The following is a 25,385-nucleotide window of genomic DNA, read 5'->3' on the forward strand; positions in this document are numbered from 1 at the left end:
ATGGCTCAGCTTTGCGTAGCGCTGGTCGCGGGTGAGGCCAGTGGCGATATTCTTGGTTCAGGCTTGATGCGTGCCCTCAAGGCACGCCACCCCGACGTGCATTTCATCGGGGTTGGCGGCCCCTTGATGGAGGCCGAGGGCCTGCAATCCTATTTCCCCATGGAACGCCTGGCCGTCATGGGGCTGGTCGAGGTACTGGGGCGTCTGCGCGAGCTGCTCAAGCGCCGCAAGCTGCTGATCCAGACCCTGATCGAAGAAAAGCCCGACGTATTCATCGGCATCGACGCCCCTGACTTCACCCTCAACATCGAGCTGAAGCTGCGCCAGGCCGGGATCAAGACCGTGCACTATGTCAGCCCGTCAGTGTGGGCCTGGCGGCAGAAGCGCGTGCTGAAGATCCGCGAAGGCTGCGACCTGATGCTGACGCTGTTGCCGTTCGAGGCACGGTTCTACGAAGAGCAGGGTGTGCCAGTGCGTTTTGTCGGCCACCCGCTGGCAGACACCATCCCGCTTGAAGCCGACCGCCCGGCCGCGCGCGTCGCGCTGGGCCTGGGCGAGGGGCCGGTGGTGGCGTTGATGCCGGGCAGCCGGGGTGGCGAAGTAGGGCGCCTGGGCGCGCTGTTCCTCGACGCCGCCGAGCGCCTCTGCCAACAAGTGCCCGGTGTGCGCTTCGTGTTGCCCTGCGCCAACGCCACGCGGCGCGCCCAGATCGAACAGATGCTTGAAGGGCGCCAACTGCCGCTGACCCTGCTCGATGGCCAGTCGCACCAAGCCCTGGCGGCCTGTGACGCGGTGCTGATCGCCTCGGGTACCGCCACCCTTGAGGCGCTGCTGTACAAGCGGCCGATGGTGGTGGCGTACCGCCTGGCGCCCTTGACCTTCTGGATTCTCAAGCGCCTGGTGAAAAGCCCTTACGTGTCATTGCCGAACCTGCTGGCCCAGCGAGAGCTGGTGCCCGAGTTGCTGCAGGACGACGCTACCAGCGAAGCGCTGGCCAACACCCTGGCGCCGCTGGTGCGCGATGGAAGCCAGCAGACCGAACGTTTCGGCGAAATTCACCGCACCCTGCGCCGTGACGCCTCCAATCAGGCGGCCGAGGCGGTACTGGCCCTGCTCAAGGACCGCTGACATGCAAATTGGACTGGACTTCAACCTGGTAGAAGACCTGGTCGCCGGCGTTGACGAAGTGGGCCGTGGCCCCCTGTGCGGCGCGGTGGTAACGGCGGCAGTGATTCTTGATCCCGCGCGGCCGATTCTCGGTCTGAACGATTCGAAGAAACTCACCGAAGCCAGGCGTGAGGCGCTGTTCGACGAGATCTGCGAAAAGGCCTTGAGCTTCTGCATCGCCCGTGCCGAAGTCGAGGAAATCGACAGCCTGAACATCCTGCAGGCCACCATGCTGGCCATGCAGCGGGCAGTGGAGGGCTTGCACATTACGCCGAAGCTGGCCCTGATCGATGGCAATCGCTGCCCGAAGCTGGCGGTGCCGGCAGCACCGGTGGTCAAGGGGGATAGCCAGGTGCCGGCCATTGCGGCGGCATCGATCCTGGCCAAGGTGACCCGTGATCGGGAAATGAGTGCGTTCGAACTGATCTACCCGGGTTATGGCATTGGCGGGCACAAGGGCTACCCGACCCCGGTGCATCTGGAGGCGTTGGCGCGCCTTGGGCCTACGCCCATTCATCGGCGCTCCTTCGCCCCGGTGCGGGCGGCCTGGGAAGCGCGCGAAGGCGTCACCGATTCCCTGATCTGACCTATTGGGGCCGCTTTGCGGCCCTTCACGGGCACGCCCGCTCACACAGGATTCATCGGTCTGAGCAGCGGGGCCGTACCTGTGGGAGCGGGCGTGCCCGCGAAGGGCTGCAAAGCAGCCCCAAAAAAAGCCCCTAGTTAGGCTACAATCCCGCCCTTGTCGTTAAGCTCTGCTACAGGATCTTCCATGTCGGTTCCCTTCGTTCACCTGCGCGTCCACTCCGAATTCTCGCTGGTCGACGGCCTGGTGCGGATCAAACCGCTGGCCAAGGCGCTGACCGGGATGAACATGCCGGCGGTCGCGATCACCGATCAGAGCAACATGTGCTCGCTGGTGAAGTTCTACAAGACTGCCATGGGCGCCGGCATCAAACCGATCTGCGGTGCCGACCTGTGGCTGGCCGGTGCCGACCCGGATGCCCCGCTGTCGCGCATCTGCTTCCTGGCCATGGACCCCAAGGGCTATCGCAACCTCACCGAACTGATCTCGCGCGGCTGGACCGATGGCCAGCGCAATGGCCTGGTCATCCTCCAGCGTGAATGGATCGCCCCTGCCAGCGAGGGCCTGATTGCCCTGTCCGCGGGTAAGGAGGGCGACATTGGCATGGCGCTGCTGGCGGGTCGGCAAGACGAAGCCGAAGCGCTTCTTCAGGACTGGATGGGCATGTTCCCCGAGCGCTTCTACGTTGAAGTGCAGCGCACCAATCGCGCACGCGACGAAGAATACGTGCACGCGGCGGTGGCATTGGCCGACAAGCTTGGCGCCCCGCTGGTGGCTACCAACGACGTACGTTTCATCAAGCAGGCGGACTTTGACGCCCACGAAACCCGCGTCTGTATCGGCGAGGGCTGGACCCTCGATGACCCGCGCCGTCCGCGTTGCTACAGCGACCAACAGTACCTGAAGTCGGCCGAGGAAATGGCCGAGCTCTTCAGTGACCTGCCCGACGCCATTGCCAACACCGTCGAAATTGCCAAGCGCTGCAACATCCAGGTGCAGCTGGGCAAGTACTTCCTGCCTGACTTCCCCACGCCCAACGGCATGGGCATCGACGACTACCTGAGGCATGTGGCCCACGAAGGCCTGGAAGAGCGCCTGGCCGTACTGTGGCCGAAAGAGACCACGCCCAATTACGAAGAAAAGCGTCAGGTTTACCTGGACCGCCTGAAGTTCGAGCTGGACATCATCATCCAGATGGGCTTCCCCGGTTACTTCCTGATTGTTATGGACTTCATCAAGTGGGCCAAGAACAACGATGTACCGGTTGGCCCGGGCCGCGGTTCGGGTGCTGGTTCGCTGGTGGCCTATGTACTGAAGATCACCGATCTCGACCCGCTGGCCTACGACCTGCTGTTCGAGCGCTTCCTCAACCCTGAACGTGTTTCCATGCCCGACTTCGACGTCGACTTCTGCATGGACGGCCGTGACCGGGTGATCGACTACGTGGCCGAGGCCTACGGCCGTAATGCGGTGAGCCAGATCATCACCTTCGGTACCATGGCCGCCAAGGCGGTGGTGCGTGACGTGGCGCGGGTGCAAGGCAAATCCTATGGCTTGGCCGACCGCCTGTCGAAGATGATCCCCTTCGAAGTGGGCATGACCCTGGAGAAGGCCTACGAGCAGGAAGAAATCCTGCGTGACTTCCTCAAGGGCGATGAAGACGCCCGTGAAATCTGGGACATGGCCCTGAAGCTGGAGGGTGTGACCCGGGGTACCGGCAAGCACGCCGGTGGTGTGGTTATCGCACCGACCAAACTCACCGACTTTTCGCCGATCGCCTGTGATGAAGAGGGCGGTGGCCTGGTAACCCAGTTCGACAAGGATGACGTCGAGGCCGCCGGCCTGGTGAAGTTCGACTTCCTCGGCCTGCGTACCTTGACCATCATCAAGTGGGCGATGGAGATCATCAATCGCGAGCAGGCCAAGAAGAACCTGCCCGACCTCAACATCGACTTCATCCCGCTGGACGACCGCAAGACTTACGAGCTGCTGCAGAAGGCCGAAACCACGGCGGTGTTCCAGCTTGAATCGCGTGGCATGAAGGAGCTGATCAAGAAGCTCAAACCCGACTGCCTGGAAGACCTGATCGCACTGGTTGCGCTGTTCCGCCCGGGCCCGCTGCAATCGGGCATGGTGGACGACTTCATCAACCGCAAGCACGGCCGCGCCGAGCTGGCCTACCCGCACTCCGACTACCAGTACGAAGGCCTCAAGCCGGTGCTGGCGCCGACCTACGGCATCATCCTGTACCAGGAACAGGTGATGCAGATCGCCCAGGTGATGGCGGGTTACACCCTGGGTGGCGCCGACATGCTGCGCCGGGCCATGGGTAAGAAAAAGCCCGAGGAAATGGCCAAGCAGCGCGGTGGTTTCATCGAAGGTTGCGTAGCCAACAATATCGATGCGGACCTCGCCGGTAACATCTTCGACCTGGTAGAGAAGTTCGCGGGCTACGGCTTCAACAAATCCCACTCCGCCGCCTATGGCCTGGTGTCGTACCAGACCGCCTGGCTGAAAACCCACTACCCGGCGCCGTTCATGGCCGCGGTCCTGTCGGCGGATATGCACAACACCGACAAGGTGGTGGTGCTGGTGGAGGAGGTGCGCAGCATGAAGCTGCGCCTCGACGCGCCGGACGTGAACTTCTCGGACTTCAAGTTCACCGTCAACAACGACGGCCGTATCGTCTACGGCCTTGGCGCCATCAAGGGTGTCGGCGAAGGCCCGGTGGAGGCGATTGTCGAGGCGCGTGCCCAAGGCGGTCCGTTCAAGGACCTGTTCGATTTCTGTGAACGCATCGACCTCAAGCGGGTCAACAAGCGTACCCTTGATGCGCTGGTGCGCAGTGGCGCGCTGGACCGCCTTGGCCCGCACTTCCATGACGAGATCAAGGCCTACCACGCCAACATCGACATCAACCGGGCAACCTTGCTGTCGGCGCTGGGCGAGGCCATCAAGGCCGCCGAGCAGGCTGCGCACACCGCTGACAGTGGTCATGTCGACCTGTTCGGCAGCATGTTCGACGCGGCAGATATCGACGTCTATGCCAACCATCGCAAGGTGCGCGAGCTCACCCTCAAAGAGCGTCTGAAGGGGGAGAAAGACACCCTTGGCCTGTACCTCACCGGCCACCCGATCGACGAGTACGAGACCGAGATCCGCCGCTTCGCCCGCCAGCGCATCGTCGATCTCAAGCCGTCGCGCGAAACCCAGACCATCGCGGGCATGATCATTGCCCTGCGGGTGATGAAGAACAAGAAGGGCGACAAGATGGGCTTCGTCACCCTGGATGACCGTTCCGGGCGAATCGAGGCATCGCTGTTTGCCGATGCCTTCATGGCGGCACAGTCCTTGCTGCAGACCGATGCCATGGTGGTGGTGGAAGGCGAAGTCAGCAATGACGACTTCTCCGGGGGCTTGCGCCTTCGGGTGAAGCAGGTCATGACCATGGAAGACGCACGCACCAAGCTGGCCGAGAGCCTGCGCCTGAAGGTGGCGCACGACGCACTGAAGGGCGACCGGCTGAAGTGGCTGGGCGAGCTGATCACCCGCCATCGCGGTGCCTGCCCGATCACGCTGGAGTACACCGGCAGTGACGCCAAGGCCATGCTGCAGTTTGGCGAGCAGTGGGCGATCGACCCGGCCGATGGGCTGATTCAGGCGCTGCGTGACCAGTTCGGGCGTGAGAACGTCTTCCTGCAATATCGTTGAACCGACAAAAATTTAATCTCGACCTGAATGCGCCTGATCCCTTAAGGTATGGCGCCAAACGGATCAACCGGCCGGCCGCCTGGCCGTAGACCCAAGACGGATGACTATGAACCCGAATTTCCTCGACTTCGAACAGCCGATTGCCGACCTGCAAGCCAAGATCGAAGGCCTGCGCCTGGTGGGCAACGACAACTCGCTGAACATCAGCGATGAAATTGCCCGTCTGCAAGACAAGAGCAACACCCTGACCGAAAGCATCTTCGGCAACCTGACCAGCTGGCAGATCGCCCGCCTGGCCCGTCACCCGCGTCGTCCTTACACCCTGGACTACCTGGAGCACATCTTCACCGAGTTCGAAGAGCTGCACGGGGACCGTCACTTCTCTGACGACGCCGCCATCGTGGGTGGTACTGCGCGCCTGGACGGCAAGCCGGTCATGGTCATTGGCCACCAGAAGGGCCGTGAAGTGCGCGAGAAAGTGCGTCGCAACTTCGGCATGCCGCGCCCGGAAGGCTACCGCAAGGCCTGTCGCCTGATGGAAATGGCCGAACGCTTCAAGATGCCGATCCTGACCTTCATCGACACGCCGGGCGCCTACCCGGGCATCGACGCCGAAGAGCGCAACCAGAGTGAAGCCATCGCCTGGAACCTGCGGGTCATGGCACGCCTGAAAACCCCGATCATCGCTACCGTGATTGGTGAGGGTGGTTCCGGTGGTGCACTGGCCATTGGCGTGTGCGACCAACTGAACATGCTGCAGTACTCCACCTACTCGGTGATCTCGCCGGAAGGCTGTGCTTCGATTCTGTGGAAAACTGCCGATAAAGCAGCAGATGCGGCCGAGGCCATGGGCATCACCGCCGAGCGTCTGAAGAGCCTGAACATTGTCGACAAGGTCATCCAGGAGCCGCTGGGCGGCGCCCACCGTGATCCGGCCAAGATGTCCGAAAGCATCCGTGCCGATCTGGTGCAGCAGCTGGACATGCTCGGCAAGTTCGACAACGATGCGCTGCTGGCCCGTCGTTACGAGCGCCTGATGAGCTACGGCCTCTGATTCTGATTTGCCCCGGGGCCGTTTTGCGGCCCTTGTGATTGATGGCACCGGCTTCGCCGGTGTTCGCGGGTAAACCCGCTCCTACAGGTATTGCGCTGCCCTTGAGGCTTGCGCCTTACGTGTGGGAGCGGGCATGCCCGCGAATGCTTTCTGGAATCGAGCGAGGGCTAGATGATCAACCTCACTCCTTGGCTCAACGCCCCCACCTGGCACGTCGCCTTCTCCGGCGGCCTCGATTCCACCGTCCTCCTGCACCTGCTGGCCGAATACGCCCGCAACCACGCATCCCCCCCGCTGCGCGCCATCCATATCCACCACGGCCTGCAAGCTGCTGCCGACGCCTGGCCCGCCCACTGCCAAGCCATCTGCGACAATTTCGACGTTGAACTCCAGGTCATCCACGTCCAGGTCTCCCCAGGCGCCAGCCTGGAACAGGCGGCCCGAGATGCGCGCTATGCCGCCTTCAGGCAAGTGCTCGGCCCGGGCGATATCCTGTTCACCGGCCAGCACCGCGACGACCAGGCCGAGACCCTGCTGTTCCGCCTGTTGCGCGGCGCCGGCCTGCGTGGCCTGGCGGCAATGCCGGGGCAGCGGACGCTGGGGCAGGGCCGCCTGGTCAGGCCGTTGCTGGCCTGTTCCCGGCAACATTTGCAGGATTATGCCCAAGCCCAAGGGCTGACCTGGATCGAAGACCCGTCAAACCTCGACACACAATTCGCCCGCAACTACCTGCGCGGCGAAGTGATGCCGCACTTGCAGCAACGTTGGCCACAGGCCAGCCAGAACTTCGCCCGTGCAGCAGAGCATCTGGGCGAGGCGCTGAGTTTGCTGGACGAATTGGCCCAAGAGGATCTGGCGCTTGCGGGCAAGGGGGCGCCCATCGCCTGGCCGGGGCTGGATTCCCTCGACCTGGCCGCCCTGCTGGCGTTATCGCCGGCCCGTCAGCGCAATGCCTTGCAGTACTGGCTGAGCCAGCGCACCCGTTTGCCCGATACCCGGCACTGGGCCGGCTGGGCAGACCTGCGCGATGCCGCTGCCGATGCCCGGCCAGTCTGGCGGCTTGCCGATGGACGGTTGGTGCGTAGCCACGGGCGCATCTGGTGGCTGAGCGGTGATTGGCTACAGCAACCGGCTGGCTCGCTGGCCTGGCCCGACCCTGATGGGCCGTTGCGGTTGCCCGGCAATGGTTGCGTGCGTCTTGTTGGCGCAGCCGTGCCGAGCGGGTTGCGCATTGCCTACCGTCAGGGTGGTGAAATGCTGGCGGTTCCCGGCCGTGGCCGGCGGGACCTCAAGCGCCTGCTCAACGAACAGCAGGTGCCGCATTTCCTGCGCTCGCGCCTGCCGTTGCTGTATCACGGCGAACGCCTGCTGGCGGTGGCCAACCTGCCCGGGCTGGTGCAGGCGGATTGCCAACTGCACTGGCAGTTACCGACGAACGCGCAAGGTTTGAGCTGAAGGGTACATTCCGGTAGACTACCCTCCCTTCTTGATACAACTTCTGTGGGTTCCGCGAAAACACAGGAGTTGCCGATTACCAAGCAGTTTTTTGCCGAGCTGATTCTGGAAATGACGAGCGAACGCCATGCCGGGTATACCCTGGCTGTACAGACGCGGCAGTTTTTCGAGATGCACTGTGATTGACGCAGGTGATCGGGGGCTTCGGCCTTCCTTCGCTTTCTCCGGCGGCGCTGGCCGCCTTAACGCAGACTTCTAGGGTTTTTCATGACGCGCTACATATTCGTCACGGGCGGTGTTGTTTCTTCATTGGGGAAAGGCATTGCCTCGGCTTCCCTGGCGGCCATCCTGGAAGCGCGGGGCCTGAAGGTCACCATGCTCAAGCTGGATCCGTACATCAACGTCGACCCGGGCACCATGAGCCCGTTCCAGCACGGTGAAGTGTTCGTCACCCACGATGGCGCCGAGACCGACCTCGACCTGGGGCACTACGAGCGGTTCATCCGCACCACCATGACCCAGAACAACAACTTCACCACCGGCCGTATCTACGAGCACGTGCTTCGCAAAGAGCGTCGTGGTGATTATCTGGGCGCGACCATCCAGGTCATCCCGCACATCACCGACGAAATCAAGCGTCGCATCATCAAGGGTGCCGGCGATGCCGACGTGGCCCTGGTGGAGATCGGCGGTACCGTGGGTGATATCGAGTCGCAGCCGTTCCTCGAGGCGATTCGCCAGCTGCGTGTCGAAGTGGGCTCCAAGCGGGCCATGCTGATGCACCTGACCCTGGTCCCGTACATCGCCACCGCTGGCGAAACCAAGACCAAGCCGACCCAGCACTCGGTCAAGGAGCTGCGCTCCATCGGCCTGCAGCCTGACGTGCTGATCTGCCGCTCCGACCACCCGGTCGATGCTTCGTCGCGTCGCAAGATCGCGCTGTTCACCAACGTTGAAGAGCGTGCGGTGATTTCGCTGGAAGACGTCGACACCATCTACAAGATCCCGGGCGTACTGCACGCGCAGGGCCTGGACGACTTCGTCGTCGAGCGCTTCGGCCTGCAGTGCAATGGCGCCGACCTGTCCGAGTGGGACAAGGTAGTCGATGCCAAGCTCAACCCGGAGCACGAAGTGACCATCGCGATGGTCGGCAAGTACATGGAGCTGCTGGATGCGTACAAATCGCTGATCGAAGCGATGAGCCACGCCGGCATCACCAACCGGACCAAGGTCAACCTGCGCTACATCGATTCGGAAGACATCGAGAACCAGGGCACCAGCCTGCTCGAAGGCGCCGATGCCATCCTGGTACCGGGCGGTTTCGGCCTGCGCGGTGTGGAAGGCAAGATCACCGCGGTGCAATACGCCCGTGAGAACAAGGTGCCGTACCTGGGTATCTGCCTGGGCATGCAGGTGGCCGTCATCGAATTCGCCCGTAATGTGATGGGCTGGAAAGACGCCAACTCCACCGAGTTCGACCGTAACAGCGGCCACCCAGTGGTCGGCCTGATCACCGAGTGGGCCGATGCCACCGGTGCCGTCGAGACCCGCGACGAGGCTTCCGACCTGGGCGGCACCATGCGCCTGGGCGCACAGGACTGCCAGCTGGCTGCCGGTTCCAAGGTGCACGACTGCTACGGCAAGGACGTGATCACCGAGCGTCACCGTCACCGCTACGAAGTGAACAACAACCTGCTGCCACAACTGGTGGACGCTGGTCTGGTGGTTTCCGGCCGTTCCGAAGACGGCGCGCTGGTGGAAGTGGTCGAGTCCAAGGACCACCCATGGTTCGTCGCCTGCCAGTTCCACCCGGAGTTCACCTCCACCCCGCGTGACGGCCACCCGCTGTTCAGTGGTTTCGTCAAGGCAGCCCTGGCCCAGAAGAACAAGGCCTGATCGATGACCCAGAAGATCATTCGCGTCGGTAACATCGAGATCGCCAACGACAAGCCGTTCGTCCTGTTCGGCGGCATGAACGTTCTGGAATCCCGTGACCTGGCGATGAAGGTCTGCGAAGAGTACGTGCGGGTTACCGAGAAGCTCGGTATCCCGTACGTGTTCAAGGCCAGCTTCGACAAGGCCAACCGTTCGTCGGTAACGTCCTACCGTGGCCCTGGCATGGAAGAGGGGCTGAAGATCTTCGAAGAGATCAAGCGCACCTTCAACGTGCCGGTGATCACCGACGTGCACGAGCCTTACCAGGCCGAGCCCGTCGCCAAGGTATGCGACATCATCCAGCTGCCGGCTTTCCTGTCGCGGCAGACTGATCTGGTGGTGGCCATGGCCAAGACCGGCGTGGTGATCAACATCAAGAAGGCTCAGTTCCTCGCACCTCAGGAAATGAAACACATCCTGGCCAAGTGCGAAGAGGCCGGTAACGACCAGTTGATACTCTGCGAACGTGGTTCGAGCTTCGGCTACAACAACCTGGTGGTCGACATGCTGGGCTTCGGCATCATGAAGCAGTTCGAGTACCCGGTGTTCTTCGACGTGACCCACGCCCTGCAGATGCCGGGTGGCCGCGCCGATTCCGCCGGCGGCCGTCGAGCCCAGGTCACTGACCTGGCCAAGGCCGGCATGAGTCAGGGCCTGGCCGGGCTTTTCCTCGAAGCCCACCCCGACCCGGACAACGCCAAGTGCGACGGCCCATGCGCCCTGCGCCTGGATAAACTGGAGCCGTTCCTGGTCCAGCTCAAGCAATTGGACGACCTGGTGAAAAGTTTTCCGACGGTAGAAACCGCGTAAAGCTCATTTCTCGGGTAAAGTACCGCCCGATCCACCCCTGACCAGTCGGTCAGGGGCTCCCTTCATCAGGCCTGCCCAAAGCAAGTTCGCCCGGTGAACGGCAAGAATTTCCTAAGCTAAGTTGTTTTCGTCAAATTCTGGAGTGCTTACAACAATGGCAAAAATCGTCGACATCAAAGGTCGTGAAGTTCTCGATTCGCGTGGCAACCCCACTGTGGAAGCCGATGTACTGCTCGACAACGGCATCATCGGCAGCGCTTGCGCGCCGTCCGGTGCTTCTACCGGCTCGCGCGAAGCGCTGGAGCTGCGTGATGGCGACAAGAGCCGTTACCTGGGCAAGGGCGTGCTGAAGGCTGTCGCCAACATCAACGGTCCGATCCGTGACCTGCTGCTGGGCAAGGATCCTTCCGACCAGAAGGCTCTGGACCGCGCCATGATCGAACTGGACGGTACCGAGAACAAGGCCAAGCTGGGCGCCAACGCCATCCTGGCTGTTTCCCTGGCTGCCGCCAAAGCTGCTGCACAGGACCAGGACCTGCCGCTGTACGCGCACATCGCCAACCTGAACGGCACCCCGGGCCAGTACTCGATGCCGGTTCCGATGATGAACATCATCAACGGTGGCGAGCACGCCGACAACAACGTCGACATCCAGGAGTTCATGGTTCAGCCAGTTGGCGCCAAGACCTTCTCTGACGGCCTGCGCATGGGTACCGAAATCTTCCACCACCTCAAGGCTGTACTGAAGGCCCGTGGCCTGAACACCGCCGTAGGTGATGAAGGTGGTTTCGCCCCTAACCTGGCATCCAACGAAGACGCCCTGGGCGCCATCGCTGAAGCTGTCGAAAAAGCCGGCTACAAGCTGGGCACCGACGTGACCCTGGCCCTGGACTGCGCGGCTTCCGAATTCTACGAAGACGGCAAGTACAACCTGTCCGGCGAAGGCAAGTCGTTCGACGCCGAAGGCTTCGCCGACTACCTGAAAGGCCTGACCGAGCGTTTCCCGATCATTTCGATCGAAGACGGCCTGGACGAGTCCGACTGGGCTGGCTGGAAAATCCTCACTGACAAGATCGGTGAAAAAGTCCAGCTGGTCGGTGACGACCTGTTCGTGACCAACACCAAGATCCTCAAGGAAGGCATCGAGAAGGGCATCGGTAACTCGATCCTGATCAAGTTCAACCAGATCGGCTCGCTGACCGAAACCCTGGAAGCCATCCAGATGGCCAAGGCTGCTGGTTACACTGCAGTGATCTCGCACCGTTCCGGTGAAACCGAAGACTCGACCATTGCCGACCTGGCTGTGGGTACTGCTGCTGGCCAGATCAAGACGGGCTCGCTGTGCCGTTCCGACCGCGTTTCCAAGTACAACCAGCTGCTGCGCATCGAAGAGCAACTGGGCGCCAAAGCGGTTTACCGCGGTCGTGCCGAGTTTCGCGGCTAAGCAAGAGATGGTAAAAAGGCAGCAGCCGGAGTTGTAGGAACGTTCGTACTGAACTTTCCTACGTACTAACGGGTTTCTGTCGACGAAGCCTGGCCTCGGCCAGGCTTCGTGCTATTCGAGGCCCCGAAGTAAAAAGTACGCGGCAGCCTTTTTAACCTGGATAACGTGATGCGCAGTCCCTATTGGTTGTTCCTCGTTCTGCTCTTGCTGTTGGGTGGCCTGCAGTACCGCCTGTGGGTGGGTAACGGCAGCCTTGCGCAAGTGACCGAACTGAAGCAGCAGATTGCCGATCAGCATGCCGAAAACGAGCGCTTGCTCGAACGAAATCGTGTGCTCGATGCTGAAGTGCTAGAGCTGAAAAAAGGCATGGAGACCGTTGAAGAACGGGCCCGCCATGAATTGGGGATGGTCAAAGAGGGCGAAACCCTCTTCCAGTTGCCACAGAAATGATCGATACCTTGCCGGCCTTCTGGGCCGTGATTCCTGCGGCGGGTGTAGGTGCCCGCATGGCTGCCGACCGCCCCAAGCAATACCTGGAGCTGGCTGGGCAGACCCTTCTCGAGCACAGCCTCGACTGTTTTCTTGGCCACCCTGCGCTCAAGGGCGTGGTGGTCAGCATTGCCGAAGACGACCCGTACTGGCCTGGCCTGCGCTGCGCCAGCGACCCACGCATCCAGTGCGCGGCGGGCGGGCGTGAACGCGCTGACTCGGTGCTTAACGCCTTGCTGGTGCTGCATGCCCAGGGGGCGGGGGACAGCGACTGGGTGCTGGTGCACGATGCTGCGCGGCCGAACCTGGCGCGCAGCGACCTGGACAAGCTGTTGTCGGAGCTGGCGAACGACCCGGTGGGTGGCCTGCTGGCGGTGCCGGCGCGCGACACCCTCAAGCGTGCCGACAGCCATGGCCGAGTGAGTGCTACCGTGGATCGCAGCACGATCTGGCAGGCGTACACACCGCAGATGTTCCGCCTTGGAGCGTTGCACCGGGCGCTGGCTGAGTGCCTGGTGTCGGATGTGGTGGTGACCGATGAAGCCTCGGCCATCGAATGGTCCGGTCAGGCGCCGCGGCTGGTGGAAGGGCGCAGTGACAACATAAAGGTGACCCGGCCCGAAGATCTCGAATGGTTGCGCCAGCGCTGGGCGGGTAAACGCTGAGCGTTCTCCTGGGCCGGCCTCTTCGCGGGTAAACCCGCTCCTACACGGTGGTAGACACACACCGGTGGTTGGACACAGGCCGTCGTAGGAGTGGGTTCACCCGCGAAGAGGCCAGTACCTGCAGCACATCCCGTCAGCCGAAACGATATTCCGGCAACCCTGCCAACCCCTCCTTCAGGTAATCCACCAGCCGCCGTACCTTCGGCGACAGGTGCCTCTGCTGCGGATACAGCGCCCATACCGCCGTATTCGGCGGTTGGTGCGCCTCCAGCAGCGACACCAGTGAACCACTGTTCAGGTGTTCCAGCACGTAGTAATCCGGCAACTGGCACAACCCGATCCCTTGCAGCGCCGCATCCAGCACTGCCTGGCCACTGTTGCAGCGCCAGTTACCCTGTACCCGCTGGCTGATCTCACGGCCATCCTGCTGTAGTGCCCACAAGTCCGAACTCCCCACCAGGCAATTGTGCCGCGCCAGCTCCGACAGGCTGTGTGGCCGGCCATAGCGCTCAAGATAGGCCGGCGAGGCGCACAGGTACATGCGCCTTGGCGCCAGGCGGGTAGCCACCAAGCGAGAGTCGGCCAGGCGGCCCAGGCGGATGGCCAGGTCCATGCCTTCATGCAGCAGGTCGAGGGTGTGGTTGCTCAGTTCCACATCCACGCGCAGCTGCGGGTACAGCGCCATGAATCGCGTCACCAGCGGCACTATGAAGCGCTCGCCGTAGGCCACTGCGCACGTCATGCGCAACAAGCCCTTCGGTTCGCTGGCCAGGTCGCCCATGGCGCGCAGCGCTTCCTCGCGGCCATCCTGCAAGCGTTGGCAATGCTGCAGGAAGGTCTGCCCGGCTTCGCTCAAGGTTACCCGGCGGGTGCTGCGATACAGCAGGCGCGTCTGCAGGCGGTCCTCCAGCCGGGCGATCTGCCGGCTGATGTGCGATGAGGAAACCCCAAGGCGTTCGGCGGCGGCAGTGAACTGGCCCGATTCGGCCACGGCGACAAATTCGTCGATGCCTTCCCATCGGCTGCTCATCGATTATCCCTGTGTAGCAATAATGTTTTGTCTTTGGCCTGATTATTCATCAAAAGGCGCTGAATTACACTGCAAGACTGAATCGATCCACTGTCTGGAGACCTTTGATGATCAAGTCCCGTGCTGCCGTAGCCTTCGAAGCCAAGAAACCCCTGGAAATCGTCGAAGTCGACGTGGCCATGCCAAAGGCCGGTGAAGTGCTGCTGCGCGTGGTCGCCAGCGGTGTCTGCCACACCGATGCCTATACCCTGTCCGGTGCTGACCCGGAAGGTATCTTCCCGTCGATCCTCGGCCACGAGGGCGGTGCCATCGTCGAAGCGGTAGGCGAGGGGGTGACCTCGCTCGCCGTGGGTGACCACGTCATCCCGCTGTACACCCCGGAATGCGGCAAGTGCAAGTTCTGCCTCTCGGGCAAGACCAACCTGTGCCAGGCCATCCGCGCCACCCAGGGCAAGGGCCTGATGCCGGACGGCACCACGCGCTTCTCGTACAAGGGCCAGCAGCTGTTCCACTACATGGGCACCTCGACGTTCTCCGAATACACCGTGCTGCCGGAAATTTCCGTGGCCAAGATCCAGAAAGAAGCACCACTGGAAAAGGTCTGCCTGCTGGGCTGCGGCGTCACCACCGGTATCGGCGCGGTGCTCAACACTGCCAAGGTCAAGCCGGGTGATACCGTGGCCATCTTCGGCCTCGGTGGCATTGGCCTGTCGGCCGTGATCGGTGCGGTCAAGGCCAAGGCCTCGCGTATCATCGCCATCGACATCAACCCGGCCAAGTTCGAAATCGCCCGCCAATTGGGTGCTACCGATTGCGTCAACCCGAAAGACTACGATCGCCCGATCCAGGAAGTGATCGTCGACCTCACCGATGGTGGCGTGGACTTCTCCTTCGAGTGCATCGGCAACGTTCAACTGATGCGCGCTGCCCTGGAATGCTGCCACAAGGGCTGGGGTGAGTCGGTCATCATCGGTGTGGCCGGTGCCGGCCAGGAAATTTCCACGCGTCCGTTCCAGCTGGTTACCGGTCGGGTTTGGCGTGGTTCGGCGTTCGGCGGCGTACGTGGCCGCAGCGAGCTGCCGAGCTACGTGGAAATGTCCGAGAAAGGCGAGATCCCGCTGGACACCTTCATCACCCACACGATGGGTCTGGAAGACATCAACAAGGCCTTCGACCTGATGCATGAAGGCAAGAGCATCCGCAGCGTGATCCACTTCTGAGGTCTGCCATGAGCCTGGATAACATCTCCTGCCAGAAGAGCTTCGGCGGCTGGCACAAGCGTTACCGGCATCATTCCAAGGTGCTGGGTTGCGATATGGTGTTCGCTGTGTACCTGCCACCGCAGGCCGAGCAGGGCGAAAAGCTGCCGGTGCTTTACTGGCTCAGCGGCCTCACCTGCACCGACGAGAACTTCATGCAGAAGGCCGGCGCCCAGCGACTGGCCGCCGAGCTGGGGCTGATCATTGTTGCCCCTGATACCAGCCCGCGCGGCGAGCAGGTGCCGGGCGATCCGGACGGCGCCTGGGACTTCGGCCTGGGTGCTGGCTTCTACCTCAACGCCACCCAGCAACCCTGGGCCCAGCACTACCGCATGCACGACTACGTGGTGGAGGAGTTGCCAGCCCTGATCGAGGCACACTTCCCGGCGTCGGGCGAGCGCAGCATCAGCGGCCACTCCATGGGTGGGCATGGCGCGCTGGTGTGCGCCTTGCGCAATCCGGGGCGCTACCGCTCGGTGTCGGCATTCTCGCCGATCAGCAATCCGATGGATTGTCCGTGGGGCGAGAAGGCCTTCAGCCGCTACCTGGGTGAAGACCGTGGACGCTGGCGTGAGTGGGATGCCAGCGTGCTGCTGGCCGAAACCCCTGCTGGCCAATGCCCGCCGTTGCTGGTGGACCAGGGCGACCGTGACGACTTCCTCGAGAAGCAACTCAAGCCTGAAGCGCTGGAACAGGCGGCACGCAAAGGAGGCCATGAAATGACCCTGCGTATGCAGCCGGGTTATGACCATAGCTACTACTTCATTGCCAGCTTCATCGAGGAACACCTGCGCCATCATGCGGTGGCACTGGGGCGGGTTTAACGCCTCCTGTGGGAGCGGGCGTGCCCGCGAAGGGCTGCACAGCAGCCCCAATCCCACAAATCCCCTGCAAAGCAGGTAGAATCACGCCCTGACTCATTCAGGGCGTTTTCTTATGCGTATTGGCCACGGCTACGATGTGCACCGTTTCTGTGACGGTGATTTCATTACCCTGGGCGGGGTGCGTATCCCCCACAAATACGGCCTGCTGGCCCACTCCGACGGTGACGTGCTGCTGCACGCCCTGAGCGATGCCTTGCTTGGCGCTGCGGCGCTGGGCGACATCGGCAAGCACTTCCCTGACACTGACCCGCAGTTCAAGGGTGCTGACAGCCGCGCGCTGCTGCGCCATGTGGTCGCCATCGTCAATGCCAAGGGCTGGAAGGTCGGCAACGTTGACGCCACCATCGTCGCCCAGGCACCGAAAATGGCCCCACACATCGAAACCATGCGCCAGCTGATTGCCGAAGACCTGCAGGTCGAGCTCGACCAGGTCAATGTCAAGGCCACCACCACGGAGAAGCTGGGCTTTACCGGCCGCGAGGAGGGCATTGCCGTGCATTCGGTCGCCCTGCTGCTACCAGCATGACCGAACTTGAACTGCTGGGCCCGCGCGCATCGGGCGAACCGCTGGGCACCGCCGTCCTCAAAGCGGTTGCCGAAGACTTTCAGGTTGACGAAGTCCTGGATATACCGCTATCGGGCCAAGGCGAGCACCTGTGGCTGTGGGTCGAGAAGCGTGATCTGAACACTGAAGAAGCCGCCCGGCGCCTTGCCCGCGCCGCTGGCGTGCCGGTGCGCAGCATCAGCTACGCCGGCCTGAAGGATCGCCAGGCGCTGACCCGCCAGTGGTTCAGCCTGCACCTGCCGGGCAAGGCCGACCCGGAACTGTCGCGTGCCGAGGATGCCAGCCTGCGTGTGCTCAAACAGGTGCGTCACCAGCGCAAACTGCAGCGCGGCGCGCATTCGGCCAACGGGTTCACCTTGCGCCTGACCGCCCTGGCTGCCGATCACCAGGCGGTGGATGCCCGCCTGGAGCAGCTCAGGCAGCAAGGTGTGCCCAACTATTTCGGCACCCAGCGCTTCGGGCACGGGGGTGGCAACGTCCATGACGCCCTCGATTGGGCCGCGCGCAAGGCTTTGCCTGAACAGCGCAACGTGCGTTCGCGGCTGCTTTCGGCCGGGCGCAGCTACCTGTTCAATCAGTTGCTGGCTGCGCGTGTGGCTGACGGTAGCTGGGCCCGAGCCCAGGTCGGCGACCTGCTGGCGTTCACCGACAGCCGCAGTTTCTTCCCGGCGGGTGAGGCGGAATGTGCCGACCCGCGCCTGGCGATTCTCGACTTGCATCCAACCGGCCCGATGTGGGGGGAGGGCGCTTCACCTGCTGGCGCTGCGCCTGCGCAGCTGGAAAACGCTATCGGCGCACGTCAGCCGGCACTTTGCCAGTGGCTGGCCCAGGCGGGCATGGATCACGAACGGCGAATTCTGCGGCTCCCTATTGGCGGCCTGACGTGGCATTATCCCGAGCCTGATATCCTGCAACTGGAATTCGTCCTGCCGGCCGGATGCTTCGCCACCGTGGTGGTGCGTGAAGTCGTGGATCTGGTGTCGGCAGGGCAGACGGACAGCCCATGCGTATTCTGATTTCGAATGACGACGGTGTTACCGCACCTGGCATCGCCGCGCTGCACGCTGCGCTGGCGGATTATGCCGAGTGCGCGGTGATCGCCCCGGATCAAGACAAGAGCGGCGCCAGCAGTTCGCTGACGCTGGACCGGCCACTGCATCCGCAGACCTTGGCCAATGGCTTCATCAGCCTCAACGGCACGCCGACCGACTGCGTGCACCTGGGGCTCAATGGGCTGTTGCCGCAGATGCCGGACATGGTCGTGTCGGGGATCAACCTCGGTGCCAACCTGGGCGATGACGTGCTGTATTCGGGAACGGTCGCTGCGGCGCTGGAAGGCCGCTTCCTCGGCGGTACCTCGCTGGCGTTCTCGCTGTTGTCGCGCCAGCCGGACAACCTGCCGACTGCGGCCTATATCGCCCGTCGTCTGGTCGAGGCACAGTCGCGCCTGGTATTGCCGCCACGCACCGTACTCAACGTCAATATTCCCAACTTGCCGCTGGAGCACATCCGTGGCATCCAGCTCACCCGTCTCGGTCACCGGGCGCGGGCGGCGGCGCCCACCAAGGTGGTCAACCCGCGTGGCAAGGAAGGCTACTGGATTGCCGTGGCCGGTGATGCCGAGGACGGCGGCCCGGGCACCGACTTCCACGCGGTGATGCAAGGCTACGTATCGATTACCCCGTTGCAGCTCGACCGCACCTTCAATGATGCCTTCGAGCAGCTCGATGGATGGCTGGAGGGCCTGCTCTGATGCGCGAGGACGATATGCTGCGGCGTGGCATCGGCATGACCTCTCAGCGTACCCGGGAGCGGCTGATCCAGCGCTTGTGCGAAGAGGGGGTTTCGAACACCAAGGTGCTCGACGTGATCCGTCGTACGCCGCGCCACCTGTTCGTCGACGAGGCACTGGCGCATCGGGCTTACGAAGACACCGCGCTGCCGATCGGCCACAACCAGACCATCTCCCAGCCGTTCATGGTTGCTCACATGAGCGAGTTGTTGCTCGAGGCCGGGCCGCTGGACAAGGTGCTGGAGATTGGCACCGGTTCGGGCTACCAGACGGCGATCCTGGCCCAGCTGGTCGAGCGGGTGTTTTCGGTAGAGCGCATCAAAGTACTGCAGGACCGGGCCAAAGAGCGCTTGGTGGAGCTTAACCTGCGCAACGTGGTTTTCCGCTGGGGTGACGGTTGTGAGGGGTGGCCGGCGCTTGCGCCGTACAACGGCATCATCGTCACCGCCGTGGCGCCGGAAGTGCCACAGGCACTGCTCGATCAACTGGCACCCGGTGGGCGCATGGTCATCCCGGTAGGGCCGGCCGGCGAAGCGCAGCAACTGATGCTGATCGTGCGCGAAGAGCATGGATTCTCCCGTCGCGTACTGGGGGCTGTGCGTTTCGTGCCGCTGCTCAACGGTCCCCTGGCCTGAGGCCTGTTGATCTGAGCTGTGCGGGCATGAGGCGCGGTGTATTTTTGTGCCGGTGGCGAATTCTTGTCACTTCGCCCTGTCTATCAGGCGGTGCGAAGCGCTAACGCACAGCGTGCACCGGGTTTTTTTGCCCGTCTTTCGTACCCGTCTGCCATTACCGGCTGGCTTGGTTATAATTGCAACAATATTGCATTTCTTGTCTTCATATCGATTTTCGGCACCATGAGGGGAGCGCGGGTGGGTCACACAGTCATTCGGCAGCGCAAGGACGGGTCGGGTTTCAAGCTTCTGGTGATTGCATTGGCCATTGGCACGCTTCTGGTGGGTTGCTCAAGCACCAGCAGCAACAGCGCGCGGGTGGTCGACCGCAACAGCACCGTGCCCAAGCGCCCGGCGGTGACTTCTGGGCAATACATCGTCAAGCCAGGCGACACCCTGTTCTCCATCGCCTTCCGTTATGGCTGGGACTACAAGGAGCTGGCTGCACGCAACGGCATTCAGGCGCCTTATACCATCCGCCCGGGCCAAGCGATTCGTTTCAGCAGCGGTTCCAGCAGCCGCACCACGGTGGTGTCCAGCCCGTCCTCGTCAAGCCGCACCACGGTCACGCGGCGGCCTGTGGGCAGCACTGCCACGGCGCCTGCCAGCACCAGCAAACCGGCCACGGCGGCGCCTTCCGCCCCTGCCCCTGTGGTCGCTACCGTACCAGCTGCAGAGCGCGCGGTAGGTGGTTGGACCTGGCCTGCCAACGGTGTACTGATTGGAAAATTCGCTTCAAACGGTAGTTTGAATAAAGGCATTGATATCGCCGGTGATTTGGGACAGCCTGTTTTTGCTGCGTCTGATGGTGCGGTGGTTTATGCCGGGAGTGGTTTGAGGGGCTACGGCGAGCTGATCATCATCAAGCACAGCGACACCTACGTCAGTGCCTACGGTCACAACCGCAGGCTGTTGGTTCGGGAGGGGCAGCAGGTCAAGGCAGGGCAGTCGATTGCTGAAATGGGGTCTACGGGCACAGATCGGGTGAAGCTGCATTTCGAGATTCGCCGCCAGGGCAAACCCGTCGATCCACTCCAGTTCCTGCCACGTCGTTGACCGTTGTACCCAGCCTGTTCCTGTGATGTAGTGGGGACAGGCTCAAGCGCTGCCAGGGAGAAAGGTGCCGCTCGAGTCTGAGTTCGAACTCAGCAAAGGATTATAACAATGGCTCTCAGTAAAGAAGTGCCGGAGTTTGACATCGACGATGACGTCCTCCTGATGGAGACGGGTATCGTTTTGGAAACGGATGTGGTGTCAGACGAACCTGCTGTATCTTCGGTTCGGACGAGGGCCAAATCGGGCTCTTCGCTCAAGCAACACAAGTACATCGATTACAGCAGGGCGCTCGATGCCACCCAGCTGTACCTCAACGAGATTGGTTTCTCGCCGCTGCTTTCGCCGGAAGAAGAAGTGCATTTTGCGCGCTTGTCGCAAAAGGGTGACCCTGCCGGCCGCAAGCGCATGATCGAAAGCAACCTGCGCCTGGTTGTCAAAATTGCCCGTCGATACGTGAACCGTGGCCTGTCGTTGCTCGACCTGATCGAGGAGGGCAACCTGGGGCTGATCCGTGCGGTCGAAAAGTTCGACCCGGAGCGTGGTTTCCGTTTTTCGACCTATGCGACCTGGTGGATTCGCCAGACCATCGAACGGGCGATCATGAACCAGACCCGCACCATTCGCCTGCCGATCCACGTGGTCAAGGAACTGAACGTCTACCTGCGCGCCGCGCGCGAGCTGACGCAGAAACTCGACCACGAGCCCTCGCCGGAAGAAATCGCCACCTTGCTGGAAAAGCCGGTCGCCGAGGTCAAGCGTATGCTCGGCCTGAACGAGCGGGTGTCTTCGGTAGACGTGTCGCTTGGCCCGGATTCGGACAAGACCCTGCTTGATACCCTGACCGACGACCGCCCGACCGACCCGTGCGAACTGCTGCAGGATGACGACCTGTCGCAGAGCATCGATCAGTGGCTGGGCGAGTTGACCGACAAGCAGCGTGAAGTGGTTGTACGCCGCTTTGGCCTTCGCGGCCATGAAAGCAGTACCCTGGAGGATGTTGGGCTGGAGATCGGCCTTACCCGTGAACGCGTGCGGCAAATCCAGGTGGAAGGGCTCAAGCGCTTGCGCGAGATCCTTGAAAAGAATGGTCTGTCCAGCGAGTCATTGTTCCAGTAGCTAGCGCTGTAACAAAAGACGCCCCGATGATCTCGGGGCGTTTTTGTTTGTGGCGAAAAGCCAGTTTCCCTTCAGATTGCCGGGGCGCATGGCGCCCAGACTCTGCCAGGCAAGGCACATATCAAATGTGTACCGCGCCACCCCAGTAACACCGCGTGTAAGCCTTTGCTTACTCGTTGTGTAAGCTTTCCATGCAACCTTCAGTAAATCAAAGTCGTTTCCAAAGGCTGCTTTTTTACAACCCATTGAAAAGCATGGTTTATTCACCGGTGAATAAATGTGTCCGCGGAAATACCTTGCAAGGTCCATCGCTTGCTCGCCGGGCTGAACCCGCTAGTATTCGAACTGTGCACAGGGACATGCACAGGCTTTCAGGATGAAGGCCAAGGACGTCGAAAGAAGCGATTTCATCAGGATGATGTTTGGGACAAGCAGGGACTACGGAAAAAAATGTGGGCGGGTCAAACCGCCCCTTTTTTTTGCCCGTAGGAAAACAAAAAAGGCCCCGAAGGGCCTTTTTCGCGTCTGGGCGCTATCAGCGCTCCAGGTCGGCAATCTTGCCAGGCTTGCCATCCCATTCTTCAGCGTCCGGCAGGGCGTCCTTACGCTCGGTGATATTAGGCCAGATTTCCGCCAGCTCGGCGTTCAGCTCGATGAAGTTTTCCATGCCCGAAGGCACTTCGTCTTCCGAGAAGATGGCTTGCGCTGGGCACTCCGGCTCGCACAAGGCGCAGTCGATGCACTCGTCCGGGTGGATGACCAGGAAGTTCGGGCCTTCGTAGAAGCAGTCCACCGGACAGACTTCCACGCAGTCGGTGTATTTGCATTTGATGCAGTTGTCGGTGACGACGAAGGTCATTTCTAATTCTCTCCTCAGGCGACGGCGGCGGCCCTTCCTCTCAGGGCCGCGCGGTTTACGGGTATGTGGCTGCAGGCCAGGCTAATAACCTGCAGCACCAGCAAACCGCGGCGGATTCTACCAGCTTGTAATGGGCGCCGTTATAACAGGTTCTTTAGTTGATATAGCATTTCGATAGCTTGACGCGGGGTCATGTCGTCCAGTTGCAGCTTGCCCAGCTTCTCGATGGCTGGATGAGGCAGGCTGGCAAACAAGTCGCTCTGATGCGGCACTTGCGGCGCGTCCTTGGCCTTGTGGGCCGCAGGCTGCTCATGGGGCAGGCTGGTGGTTTCCAGCCGGCCAAGGTGCTCGCGGGCACGCTGGATCACTGCCGTCGGTACGCCGGCCAGCTGTGCGACGGCCAGGCCGTAGCTTTGGCTGGCAGGGCCGGGTAGCACGTGGTGCAGGAACACGATGCGTTCATTGTGCTCGGTGGCGTTCAGGTGCACGTTGGCCACCAGCGGCTCGCTCTCCGGCAGCACGGTCAGTTCGAAGTAGTGGGTGGCGAACAAGGTGTAGGCACGCAGCTGGGCCAGGCGCTCAGCGGCAGCCCAGGCCAGCGACAGGCCGTCGAAGGTGCTGGTACCGCGGCCCACTTCGTCCATCAGCACCAGGCTGCGGTCGGTGGCGTTGTGCAGGATGTTGGCGGTTTCGCTCATCTCCACCATGAAGGTCGAGCGCCCGCCGGCCAGGTCGTCACTGGAGCCGATGCGGGTGAAGATGCGGTCGACCAGCGACAGCTCGCAGCTGGCTGCCGGCACGAAGCTGCCGATGTGCGCCAGCAGCACGATCAGGGCGGTCTGGCGCATGTATGTCGACTTACCGCCCATGTTCGGGCCGGTGATGATCAGCATGCGCGTACTGTTGTCCAGGCCCAGGTCGTTGGCCACGAACGGCGTGGTCAGCACCTGCTCCACCACCGGGTGGCGGCCCTGCTCGATGCGCAGGCAAGGCTCGTCGACGAAGCGTGGGCAGTTCAGGTCGAGGTTCAGTGCGCGCTCGGCCAAGTTGCTGAGCACATCCAGCTCGGCCAGCGCGGCGGCACTGTCCTGCAGCGGCGCCAAGTGGCTGATCAGGGTTTCCAGCAGCGCGTCGTAGAGCATCTTCTCGCGGGCCAGGGCGCGGCTCTTGGCCGACAATGCCTTGTCCTCGAACGCCTTCAGCTCCGGGGTGATGAAGCGCTCGGCGCCTTTGAGGGTCTGGCGGCGGATGTAGTCGCCCGGGGCCTGTTCGGCCTGCTTGGTTGGCAGTTCGATGAAGTAGCCGTGTACGCGGTTGTAGCCGACCTTGAGGTTGGCCAGGCCGGTGCGAGCCTTTTCCCGGGCTTCCAGGTCGATCAGGAACTGACCGGCGTTCTCGCTGATTGCCAGCAGCTCGTCCAGTTCGTTGTCATAGCCGGCCTTCAGTACTCCGCCGTCGCGGATCACCGCCGGCGGGTTATCGATGATCGCCCGCTCCAACAGGCTGGCCAGCTCCGGATAGGTACCGGTAATGGCCGCCAGACGCGCCAGGTGCGGCGCTTCGAGCTCGGTCATCGCGTTCTGCAGTTCTGGCAACGCGCCCAGCGCATCGCGCAGGCGTGCCAGGTCGCGCGGGCGGGCATTGCGCAGGCCAATCCGGGCGAGGATCCGCTCGATATCGCCAATTTCCTTCAACTGCGGCTGCAGCTTTTCGAAGCGGTAGCTGTCGAGCAGGCAGCGGATCGAGTCCTGGCGTGCTTGCAGCACCTTGAGGTCGCGCAGTGGGCGGTTCAGCCAGCGGCTCAGCAGGCGGCTGGCCATGGCGGTCTGGCAGCGGTCGATCACCGATTGCAGGGTGTTGTCGCGCCCGCCGGCCAGGTTGATGTCCAGCTCCAGGTTACGCCGGCTGGCCCCATCGAGGATGACCGTATCGTCCAGACGCTCGTGGCGCAGGCTACGCAAGTGCGGCAGGGCGGTGCGCTGGGTTTCCTTGGCGTAGGTCAGCAGGCAGCCGGCGGCACCGATGGCCAGGGTCAGCTTGTCGCAGCCGAAGCCCTTGAGGTCCTTGGTTGCGAACTGCTGGCACAGGGCCTTGCGTGCCGAGTCGCGGTCGAAGTCCCAAGGGGCGCGGCGGCGGGCGCCTGGGCGTTTCTCCGCAGGCAGGTCCCGTGGCCAGTCGTCGGGGATCAACAGCTCGACCGGGTTCAGGCGCTCGAGTTCGGCCAGCAGGTTTTCCCAGCCCTTGATCTCCTGCACGCTGAAATTGCCGCTGGTGATGTCCAGTACCGCCAGGCCGAACAGGCGTTCGTCACCGAGCAGTGCGGCGATCAGGTTGTCGCGGCGCTCGTCGAGCAGTGCCTCGTCACTGACCGTACCGGGGGTGATGATGCGCACCACCTGGCGCTCCACCGGGCCCTTGCTGGTGGCGGGGTCGCCGATCTGCTCACAGATCACCACCGACTCGCCGAGCTTGACCAGCTTGGCCAGGTAGCCTTCCAGCGAATGGAAAGGAATCCCGCACATGGGGATGGACTGGCCGGCCGACTGACCGCGGGCGGTCAGCGTGATATCCAGCAGTTTCGCGGCCTTTTTCGCATCTTCGTAGAAGATCTCGTAGAAGTCGCCCATGCGGTAGAACATCAGCTGGTCCGGGTGCTGGTTTTTCAGCTTCCAGTACTGCTGCATCATCGGGGTGTGTGCGGAAAGATCTGACATTCAGGGCCTTACAGGGGGGATCTGGTTGGCGATGGTAAACCCGTAATGGTACAGGCTTTTTCGTTGCGTTGCAGGCGCCTGCTGTGGGGCGTGCGCCTGCAGTCCGGCGGGCAATGGTGG

Annotated in this window: 21 protein-coding genes; 18 read left to right on the forward strand and 3 right to left on the reverse strand. The window is 62.4% G+C overall.

What is annotated here, in order from left to right; genetic code table 11:
- The 10 genes from lpxB (at position 1) to ispD (ending at position 13,316) form a co-directional block, all read left to right on the forward strand.
- The gene (lpxB, locus tag ACF8FG_RS16795) at positions 1–1,128 is read left to right on the forward strand and encodes a lipid-A-disaccharide synthase (protein ID WP_318078856.1); all 1,128 of its coding nucleotides are present in this window, start codon (positions 1–3) and stop codon (positions 1,126–1,128) included.
- 1 nt (position 1,129) lies between these two features.
- Positions 1,130–1,753, forward strand: a complete 624-nt coding sequence (gene rnhB, locus ACF8FG_RS16800; protein WP_003252319.1) for a ribonuclease HII — start codon at positions 1,130–1,132, stop codon at positions 1,751–1,753.
- A 186-nt stretch (positions 1,754–1,939) separates the two neighbouring features.
- Positions 1,940–5,464 (forward strand): DNA polymerase III subunit alpha, encoded by a 3,525-nt coding sequence (gene dnaE, locus ACF8FG_RS16805; RefSeq protein WP_014592135.1) that lies wholly within the window; start codon positions 1,940–1,942, stop codon positions 5,462–5,464.
- A gap of 106 nt (positions 5,465–5,570) precedes the next feature.
- The gene (locus ACF8FG_RS16810; RefSeq protein ID WP_003252323.1) at positions 5,571–6,518 is read left to right on the forward strand and encodes an acetyl-CoA carboxylase carboxyltransferase subunit alpha; all 948 of its coding nucleotides are present in this window, start codon (positions 5,571–5,573) and stop codon (positions 6,516–6,518) included.
- A 171-nt stretch (positions 6,519–6,689) separates the two neighbouring features.
- The gene (gene tilS / locus ACF8FG_RS16815) at positions 6,690–7,973 is read left to right on the forward strand and encodes a tRNA lysidine(34) synthetase TilS (RefSeq protein WP_070384291.1); all 1,284 of its coding nucleotides are present in this window, start codon (positions 6,690–6,692) and stop codon (positions 7,971–7,973) included.
- Between the two features lie 267 nt (positions 7,974–8,240).
- Positions 8,241–9,869, forward strand: a complete 1,629-nt coding sequence (locus ACF8FG_RS16820) for a CTP synthase (protein WP_012270851.1) — start codon at positions 8,241–8,243, stop codon at positions 9,867–9,869.
- Positions 9,870–9,872: 3 nt separating this feature from the next.
- Positions 9,873–10,718 carry a 3-deoxy-8-phosphooctulonate synthase gene (gene kdsA, locus ACF8FG_RS16825; RefSeq protein WP_010952685.1) on the forward strand — a complete coding sequence of 282 codons (846 nt, stop codon included), beginning with the start codon at positions 9,873–9,875 and terminating at the stop codon, positions 10,716–10,718.
- A 154-nt stretch (positions 10,719–10,872) separates the two neighbouring features.
- A complete protein-coding gene (eno, locus tag ACF8FG_RS16830; RefSeq protein WP_003252333.1) occupies positions 10,873–12,162 on the forward strand; it encodes a phosphopyruvate hydratase in 1,290 nt (429 codons plus the stop codon).
- A 168-nt stretch (positions 12,163–12,330) separates the two neighbouring features.
- Positions 12,331–12,612 carry a cell division protein FtsB gene (gene ftsB / locus ACF8FG_RS16835; protein WP_004576849.1) on the forward strand — a complete coding sequence of 94 codons (282 nt, stop codon included), beginning with the start codon at positions 12,331–12,333 and terminating at the stop codon, positions 12,610–12,612.
- Positions 12,609–13,316, forward strand: coding sequence for a 2-C-methyl-D-erythritol 4-phosphate cytidylyltransferase (gene ispD / locus ACF8FG_RS16840; protein ID WP_014592133.1), 708 nt, complete (start codon positions 12,609–12,611; stop codon positions 13,314–13,316). The genes ftsB and ispD overlap by 4 nt, the downstream gene beginning before the upstream one ends.
- A 133-nt stretch (positions 13,317–13,449) precedes the next feature.
- Here ispD and ACF8FG_RS16845 read toward each other — a convergent pair whose 3' ends face one another.
- Positions 13,450–14,346: a LysR substrate-binding domain-containing protein gene (locus ACF8FG_RS16845; protein WP_014592132.1), complete on the reverse strand. Its 897-nt coding sequence runs from the start codon at positions 14,344–14,346 to the stop codon at positions 13,450–13,452.
- 107 nt (positions 14,347–14,453) lie between these two features.
- Between ACF8FG_RS16845 and ACF8FG_RS16850 the strand changes: the two genes are divergently transcribed.
- From ACF8FG_RS16850 to rpoS, 8 genes are all read left to right on the forward strand, one after another.
- A complete protein-coding gene (locus tag ACF8FG_RS16850) occupies positions 14,454–15,566 on the forward strand; it encodes an S-(hydroxymethyl)glutathione dehydrogenase/class III alcohol dehydrogenase (RefSeq protein ID WP_014592131.1) in 1,113 nt (370 codons plus the stop codon).
- Between the two features lie 8 nt (positions 15,567–15,574).
- Entirely contained in the window at positions 15,575–16,429 is an 855-nt protein-coding gene (fghA, locus tag ACF8FG_RS16855; RefSeq protein ID WP_014592130.1) for an S-formylglutathione hydrolase, read from the forward strand.
- A gap of 112 nt (positions 16,430–16,541) precedes the next feature.
- On the forward strand, positions 16,542–17,015 hold the full coding sequence (gene ispF / locus ACF8FG_RS16860; protein ID WP_014592129.1) for a 2-C-methyl-D-erythritol 2,4-cyclodiphosphate synthase: 474 nt from the start codon (positions 16,542–16,544) through the stop codon (positions 17,013–17,015).
- Positions 17,012–18,070 (forward strand): tRNA pseudouridine(13) synthase TruD, encoded by a 1,059-nt coding sequence (truD, locus tag ACF8FG_RS16865; RefSeq protein WP_135199308.1) that lies wholly within the window; start codon positions 17,012–17,014, stop codon positions 18,068–18,070. The genes ispF and truD overlap by 4 nt, the downstream gene beginning before the upstream one ends.
- The gene (surE, locus tag ACF8FG_RS16870; protein ID WP_010952690.1) at positions 18,058–18,807 is read left to right on the forward strand and encodes a 5'/3'-nucleotidase SurE; all 750 of its coding nucleotides are present in this window, start codon (positions 18,058–18,060) and stop codon (positions 18,805–18,807) included. Before truD ends, surE begins: the two co-directional genes overlap by 13 nt.
- A gap of 35 nt (positions 18,808–18,842) precedes the next feature.
- Positions 18,843–19,481: a protein-L-isoaspartate(D-aspartate) O-methyltransferase gene (locus ACF8FG_RS16875; RefSeq protein ID WP_003252348.1), complete on the forward strand. Its 639-nt coding sequence runs from the start codon at positions 18,843–18,845 to the stop codon at positions 19,479–19,481.
- Positions 19,482–19,718: 237 nt separating this feature from the next.
- Entirely contained in the window at positions 19,719–20,576 is an 858-nt protein-coding gene (locus ACF8FG_RS16880) for a peptidoglycan DD-metalloendopeptidase family protein (RefSeq protein ID WP_041167066.1), read from the forward strand.
- Positions 20,577–20,684: 108 nt separating this feature from the next.
- The gene (gene rpoS / locus ACF8FG_RS16885; RefSeq protein ID WP_003252351.1) at positions 20,685–21,692 is read left to right on the forward strand and encodes an RNA polymerase sigma factor RpoS; all 1,008 of its coding nucleotides are present in this window, start codon (positions 20,685–20,687) and stop codon (positions 21,690–21,692) included.
- Between the two features lie 535 nt (positions 21,693–22,227).
- Here the strand turns inward: rpoS and fdxA are convergent.
- Both fdxA and mutS read right to left on the reverse strand, forming a co-directional pair.
- A complete protein-coding gene (gene fdxA, locus ACF8FG_RS16890) occupies positions 22,228–22,551 on the reverse strand; it encodes a ferredoxin FdxA (protein WP_003252355.1) in 324 nt (107 codons plus the stop codon).
- Positions 22,552–22,691: 140 nt separating this feature from the next.
- Positions 22,692–25,265 (reverse strand): DNA mismatch repair protein MutS, encoded by a 2,574-nt coding sequence (gene mutS, locus ACF8FG_RS16895; RefSeq protein ID WP_010952693.1) that lies wholly within the window; start codon positions 25,263–25,265, stop codon positions 22,692–22,694.
- Positions 25,266–25,385: the final 120 nt, after the last annotated feature.

The organism is Pseudomonas sp. YQ_6 (assembly GCF_043103245.1).
Taxonomy (GTDB): Bacteria; Pseudomonadota; Gammaproteobacteria; order Pseudomonadales; family Pseudomonadaceae; genus Aquipseudomonas; species Aquipseudomonas alloputida.